Below are 6,453 nucleotides of genomic sequence, written 5' to 3' on the forward strand. Positions count from 1 at the left end.
TCAGTTGTGAAAATTGCTATTTGTGGTACGGGATATGTGGGTCTTTCCAATGCGGTATTGCTGGCGCAACACCATGAGGTGGTGGCAGTCGATGTGATTGCCAGCAAGGTCGAGCTGATCAATCAGAGCCGCTCCCCCATCGTCGATAAAGAGATTGAAAGCTATCTGGCCAGTCACGATCTGAATCTGCGGGCAACCCTGGATAAAGCCGAGGCTTATCAGGGGGCAGAGTTTGTCATTATCGCTACCCCCACCGATTACGATACTGAGACCAACTATTTTGATACCAGTACCGTGGAGTCTGTGGTCAAGGACGTGATGGCCATCAATCCTGATGCAGTCATGGTGATCAAATCGACGATTCCGGTGGGCTTTACTGCTCGGCTGCGTGAAGAGTTGGGGTGTGACAATCTTATTTTCTCGCCGGAGTTTTTGCGTGAAGGTCGTGCCCTTTACGACAACCTGCACCCGTCTCGTATTGTGGTGGGTGAGCGGTCCGAGCGGGCACAGCTGTTTGCCAACCTGCTACTGGAAGGCGCCATCAAGCAAGATGTGCCGGTGCTTTTCACTGACAGCACAGAAGCAGAGGCGATCAAGCTGTTTGCCAATACCTATCTTGCGATGCGGGTGGCATTTTTCAACGAGCTCGATACCTATGCACAACTGCACGGGCTGGACAGTCGGCAGGTGATTGATGGCATCGGCCTCGATCCGCGTATTGGCAGTCACTATAATAACCCCTCCTTCGGTTATGGTGGCTATTGCTTGCCGAAAGACACCAAGCAATTGCTGGCCAACTACAATAATGTCCCCAATAACCTGATCCGCGCCATTGTGGACTCCAACACCACACGCAAGGATTTTATTGCCGATTCCGTTATCCGTAAAAAACCAAAATGTGTTGGCATTTACCGTCTGGTAATGAAAGCGGGCTCCGATAATTTCCGTGCCTCAGCTATTCAGGGGGTAATGAAGCGGATTAAGGCAAAAGGAATCGAAGTCGTGATCTATGAACCTACACTTGCCGAGAAAGAATTTTTCCATTCTAAGGTAATAACTGATTTGTCAGAATTCAAAGCAAGTTGCGATGTGATTCTGACCAATCGCATGGTCGCAGAATTATCAGATGTAATAGATAAGATATATACTCGCGATTTGTTCGGTAGCGATTAGTATATATTTATGTTTTTTACTCTTAAACTATGCATTGGTGTATTCAATGGAGTATATTAGCTTTTTTATAGTGGCCTTCTTCATTTTGTTTTTTGCAAGAAAAGTAGCCAAAAAAATAAATCTGGTTGATCGTCCAAATGAACGTAAGCATCATCAGGGACTAGTTCCGCTTGTGGGGGGAGTTTCTATTTATTTGAGTCTGATGTTAGTATTATGGGTTAAGCCTAATTTGATAGTCAGTCCTGATATTTATGTGTTGTGCTCATCGGTGTTGGTCATTATGGGGGCTATCGACGATAAATATGATGTTGATTATCGGATACGCTTGGTTGTGCAGATATTGATCTCTTGTGCAATGATTTTTGGGGCGGGACTCTCGCTAAAAAATCTTGGACAACTGCTATTAGGCTATGAACTGACCTTAGGGCCACTGGGTTACATCGTTACTGTATTTGCTGTTCTTGGGGCTATTAATGCCTTTAATATGGTAGACGGTATTGATGGGCTACTAGGGGGATTGACAATGGTTACCTTCGGCGGTCTATCTTATATTCACTATGCTGATGGGCAACTACCGTTGGCTCGTTTCTGTCTGTTGATGATGATCGTGGTAGTTCCCTATATCTGTCTGAACCTAGGCTTCCCCTTTGGGGGACGCAAGAAGGTCTTTATGGGTGATGCGGGCAGCATGCTGATCGGCTTTACCGTGATCTGGGTATTGTTGCAAGGAACCCAAGGACCAAAGGCACAAATGAACCCTGTTACTGCGCTTTGGCTGATTGCCATCCCTCTAATGGATATGACGTGTATTATGGTGCGGCGTATTCGCAAGGGTGTTTCCCCCTTTAAACCTGACCGCGAGCATCTGCATCATATTTGCCTGCGAGCGGGGCTCTCATCCCATCAGGCGCTGGCGGTGATCTGTGGCATTGCGGCCTTACTGGCTATTACGGGCATTATGCTTGAATATGGTGGCGTGCCTGAATGGATTAGCTTGATGATATTTATTCTGGTATTTTTCTTCTATTACCAGTTGCTGAATAATATATGGCGTATTCTGGCAAAACTAAGGCCTAAGACTATCAATGGGTCTCGTTGAATTACGTGCCCATTTTATTGTCAAACCGCAACCCTTGGTGTTGTTGGGAGGTAATGGTCAGCTCGGATGGGCAATACGCCAGCAATTAGGATCCGTTCCATTGTCAGTACCTTTGCGGACAGAGGGTGATTATTTACAACCTGAGCGATTGGTTGCTTTGGTTGAGCGACTACGACCACGGGTGATCATCAACGCCGCTGCTTATACCCAGGTCGATCAGGCGGAAACTGAGCCTGCGCTGGCCTATCAAATCAATACGCAAGCGCTGGCGGCATTGGCTGAAGTCTCAAGGCGGCTTGGAGCCCTGTTGGTCCATTTTTCCACCGATTATGTCTTCGATGGCGGCGGCGACAGGCCTTGGCGGGAAGAAGACAGACCGAATCCTCTTAATGTCTATGGATTGAGCAAGTGGCAAGGAGAACAGGCCATTCAGGCCAGCGGTTGCCACCATCTGATCCTGCGTACCAGCTGGTTGCACAGCCCCTATCGACACAATTTTGTGAAAACCATGCTGCACTTGGGGCAGGAGCGGGCTTCTCTCTCCGTGGTCTGCGATCAGATCGGAGCGCCCACTTCGGCTGCCATGCTGGCTAGAGTTACTTTGAGTGCAATTGAGCAAACGCTGGCCAATCCGGTGTCATGCGGGCTCTATCATGTGACGGCGATAGGGGAGACCAGTTGGTACGACTATGCCCGCTTTATCTTTGCCGAGGCGAGAAAAGGGGGGGGAGAGCTCAAGATAAGGGAACTCAATGCCGTGCCGACTCACGCCTATCCCACCGCAGCCAGGCGACCACTGAACTCACGCCTCGATACGGCCAGGTTTCGGAGTACTTTCGGTCTCGATCTGCCTCACTGGCGTGAGGGGGTTGAAGAGACGCTGCATCAGCTTCTGGGCGTGACAGGGCGATACGGCAACCAGATGAGTCAATAAACAGAGTCAGTTCGATGGAATTTATTTCTCTGGCCATTCCCGATGTGGTGTTAATCAAGCATCGGCAATATGCCGACGAGCGTGGCAGCTTTATGGAGCTATTTCGTCAGCAGGAGTTTGTCGCTCATTGTTGTCGGAATCGAGGTGATCGTGGTGATGTGAATTTCGTGCAGGATAACTTGAGCTGCTCCCGCCAAGGTACACTGCGAGGTCTGCACTACCAGATTGAACGACCACAGGGCAAGTTGGTGCAGGTCATTTCTGGCACCATCTTCGATGTGGCGGTGGATTTGCGTCGGAGCAGTCCTACCTATGGTCAATGGGTGGGGCTACACCTCAATGCCGATTCGCCCATGTCGCTCTGGATCCCCCCCGGCTTTGCGCACGGTTTCTATGTGTTGAGCGAGATGGCGACAGTGCTTTACAAGTGCACTGATTATTACAGTCCTGAATATGAGCGGACGCTCCATTGGGCTGACCCCGAGTTGGCTATTGTGTGGCCGCTTATGGAACATATCCCCTTGATCTTGTCTGACAAGGATCGTCAGGCCCCTTTTATTAACTCTCCAAACTGATTAGGAAATGACAGCTGTTATGACCAATAAAGAGATAACCCCCAAATCTGGTGCCAGCCTGCCACAAGGCTGGCAAGCTTCCTCCAGTGATGAAGTCGATCTACGCGACCTAGTGCTGGTACTATGGCAGCAGAAGTTGCTGATTCTTATCATCACAGTGCTGTTTGCTGTTGTTGGTGTTGGTTATGCATTGCTCGCCTCCGAACAGTGGTCTACCAAGGCAGTGATCACAGCTCCCAAGCCGGAAGATTTGTTGCCAATGCGCAAGGTTGCGATGAAAGCCGAAGCCTTGGGACTTAAGGGGTTCCCTAGTGGTAAGGTTCTTTACCAAGAGTTTATTCAGGAATTTAATGCTTACGAAAATCGTCGGGAATATTTGAAAGCAAGCCCACTGTTTGCCGAGCAGGTAGAAGAGTTGGGGCTTGATGATAAGGCTCGTCGGCGCTGGCTGCGTGACTGGGCCAAATTGGTGTCAGCCGCACCTGTAGACAAGAAGGGGGAGGTTCCGGGTATTGAGATCAGCTTCTCTGCCCCTACAGCTGAGGGCTCCTTGGTAATGTTAGAAGGTTATATCGATTACATCATCAAGTTACAGCAACAGAGGGTGGTTCACCGACTCAGTGAAGAGCGTGTGCTCCAACTGGAGGGGATCTCTACCCGATATGTACTGATGCAGGAAGATGCCAAGCGCGCTCTGAAACAGGATGTTTCTGAGACGGCATTAGCCAACAGCATTGCTAAGGCAGCAGGAGTCAGTGCTCCGTTAGAAAACTACGACAGTCGTGAACGTTTCTCAATCTCGCTGGGAACTAAGGGATTGGATGAAAGACTCGCTTTGCTCAAATCTCTTGATATTGAACTCTATAAGCCTGAGTTACCAAAGTTAAAGGTACAGATGGCACGTTTGAAACAAATTTCTTTAGAAGGAATAAGCTTCCGTCCCTTCTCTTATCTGGATGCCCCCGATGAGCCTCTGACTCGCGACAAGCCAAAGCGCCCCTTGGTCGTGGTGCTGGCCACCCTGCTCGGCGGCATGCTGGGGGTGGGCATAGTGCTGGTGCGCCATGCGTTTCGCAAGCCCGAGCCAGAACAGGCATAATCGTTGCCAAGTGCATCAAAGGGGGCTCGGCCCCCTTTTTGTGTAACGGTTCACCCAGACCAGTTGACAGGTAAAAAATGAGACGATCGTCCGGTGATCCACTATTGCCTCTTGCGTGATCCTGTCAGCTTGGCACCATCAGGGGCATGAGCACATCCATGACCCCACCGGCCGCTTCGCCGCTGACCCTTGAGCAGGCTAATGAACTTATTCAGAAGCTGATGGCGCGCATCGCCGAGCTAGAAGACCGACTCAACCAGCACAGCGGCAATTCCTCCAAGCCTCCTTCCAGTGATGGGCCAGGCTCACCACCACCTGCTCGGCCGCGCCTTGCCTCAGGTAAAAAACGCGGCGCCCAACCGGGCCACAAAGGCGCTCGGCGTGAGCGTCATCCAGCGGATGAACGGCTGACGGTAATACCCCATTACCCTGCCAGACAGTGCGCCTGCTGTGGGGGCAATGTGGTATTTCATGACAAACCCTACCGCGTCCATCAGGTCTTTGACCTGCCCGAGGTCAGCTACAGGGTGACCGAACATCAGCTCTTTAGCGGCACCTGTTGTCATTGCATCGAGACCAGCCCGGCTCCGTTGCCCGAGACGGTGAGCAGCAGCCAGATGGGGACCAACCTGCTGAGCTACATCGCCCTGCAAAGTGGTCTGTTTCACCAGAGCATTAGCCAGATACAACAACAGCTTAAACAGCACTTCGGCCTGAGCTTCAGTCGCGGCGCCATCAGCGAGGCGCAAGGGCGAGTCAGTGCCATGTTGACCCCGACGCACCAGGCCATCAAACAACAAGTGCAATCAGCCTCCTGTATCCATGCCGATGAAACACGGCATCAGCGTGGTGGTGAGCGGCGCTGGATGTGGCTGGCACTGAGCAAGGTGGCCGTCTGTTTCATGACGGCGTTTGGCCGGGGTCAGGATGCGGCCAAACGGCTGCTGGGCTCAGAATTGGATGGCGTGTTGGTGACAGACCAGTACGCAGGATACCGTTTCATCGACAGCAGCCAGCGTCAGCTGTGCTGGGCCCATGTACTGCGCAATGTGGCAGCGATTGCCGACAGCGGCGAAAAGGTCAATCAGCCCATTGGGGCCCGACTGGTGCTTCTCGCAAATAGCGTATTCAGGGTTCGACATGGCTATGAACAAGGCGTGTTGAGCCAGAAACAATATCAGCGAAGGCTTGAGCGATGTCGGCAAAGCTGGCGAAAAGAGCTGGGGCGAGGCAGTTTGCTGTGCAGCAAGCGCTACCGAGGTCGCTGTCGGCTACTGCTCAAGGATGATGAAATGCTGTGGCGTTTTCTGGAAAACGACGAGATAGCCTTGACCAATAATGAGGCGGAACGGGCGCTACGCGGGTATGTGCTGTGGCGCAAGGGGAGCTATGGCGTTTGGTCACATCGGGGAGAGCTGTTTCGGCAGCGCATCTTGTCTTTGATAGAGACAGCCAAGCGGTTAGGTCGCTGTCCGCAGGAATGGCTGAGGGCCGTGGTCGGTGCCTGCATAGAGAAAACAGACTACCCGCTCCCGGAAGAGTTGTTGTCAACATCCTCCCGGTGAACGGTTAC

Annotated in this window: 6 protein-coding genes; all 6 read left to right on the forward strand. The window is 51.6% G+C overall.

Annotation, left to right across the window (positions count from 1 at the left end; genetic code table 11):
* Positions 1 to 6: 6 nt before the first annotated feature.
* The 6 genes from AB5Y72_RS06760 (at position 7) to AB5Y72_RS06785 (ending at position 6,445) form a co-directional block, all read left to right on the forward strand.
* Positions 7 to 1,173 (forward strand): nucleotide sugar dehydrogenase, encoded by a 1,167-nt coding sequence (locus tag AB5Y72_RS06760; RefSeq protein WP_368198760.1) that lies wholly within the window; start codon positions 7 to 9, stop codon positions 1,171 to 1,173.
* Between the two features lie 46 nt (positions 1,174 to 1,219).
* Entirely contained in the window at positions 1,220 to 2,272 is a 1,053-nt protein-coding gene (gene wecA / locus AB5Y72_RS06765) for a UDP-N-acetylglucosamine--undecaprenyl-phosphate N-acetylglucosaminephosphotransferase (protein ID WP_368198761.1), read from the forward strand.
* Positions 2,259 to 3,206, forward strand: a complete 948-nt coding sequence (gene rfbD / locus AB5Y72_RS06770) for a dTDP-4-dehydrorhamnose reductase (protein WP_368198762.1) — start codon at positions 2,259 to 2,261, stop codon at positions 3,204 to 3,206. Before wecA ends, rfbD begins: the two co-directional genes overlap by 14 nt.
* A gap of 14 nt (positions 3,207 to 3,220) precedes the next feature.
* Positions 3,221 to 3,781, forward strand: coding sequence for a dTDP-4-dehydrorhamnose 3,5-epimerase (gene rfbC / locus AB5Y72_RS06775; protein WP_368198763.1), 561 nt, complete (start codon positions 3,221 to 3,223; stop codon positions 3,779 to 3,781).
* 19 nt (positions 3,782 to 3,800) lie between these two features.
* Positions 3,801 to 4,880 (forward strand): Wzz/FepE/Etk N-terminal domain-containing protein, encoded by a 1,080-nt coding sequence (locus AB5Y72_RS06780; RefSeq protein WP_319849567.1) that lies wholly within the window; start codon positions 3,801 to 3,803, stop codon positions 4,878 to 4,880.
* 146 nt (positions 4,881 to 5,026) lie between these two features.
* Positions 5,027 to 6,445 carry an IS66-like element ISUnCu16 family transposase gene (locus tag AB5Y72_RS06785; RefSeq protein WP_201972752.1) on the forward strand — a complete coding sequence of 473 codons (1,419 nt, stop codon included), beginning with the start codon at positions 5,027 to 5,029 and terminating at the stop codon, positions 6,443 to 6,445.
* Positions 6,446 to 6,453 lie beyond the last annotated feature (8 nt).

It is taken from the genome of Aeromonas sp. R7-4, assembly GCF_040908055.1.
Classification (GTDB): domain Bacteria; phylum Pseudomonadota; class Gammaproteobacteria; order Enterobacterales; family Aeromonadaceae; genus Aeromonas; species Aeromonas sanarellii.

Bases quoted from the DNA above. Each gene is read 5' to 3' on its own strand.
- wecA (WP_368198761.1), top strand. From the start codon at position 1,220: ATGGAGTATATTAGCTTTTTTATAGTGGCCTTCTTCATTTTGTTTTTT.
- rfbD (WP_368198762.1), top strand. From the start codon at position 2,259: ATGGGTCTCGTTGAATTACGTGCCCATTTTATTGTCAAACCGCAACCC.
- rfbC (WP_368198763.1), top strand. From the start codon at position 3,221: ATGGAATTTATTTCTCTGGCCATTCCCGATGTGGTGTTAATCAAGCAT.
- AB5Y72_RS06780 (WP_319849567.1), top strand. From the start codon at position 3,801: ATGACCAATAAAGAGATAACCCCCAAATCTGGTGCCAGCCTGCCACAA.
- AB5Y72_RS06785 (WP_201972752.1), top strand. From the start codon at position 5,027: ATGAGCACATCCATGACCCCACCGGCCGCTTCGCCGCTGACCCTTGAG.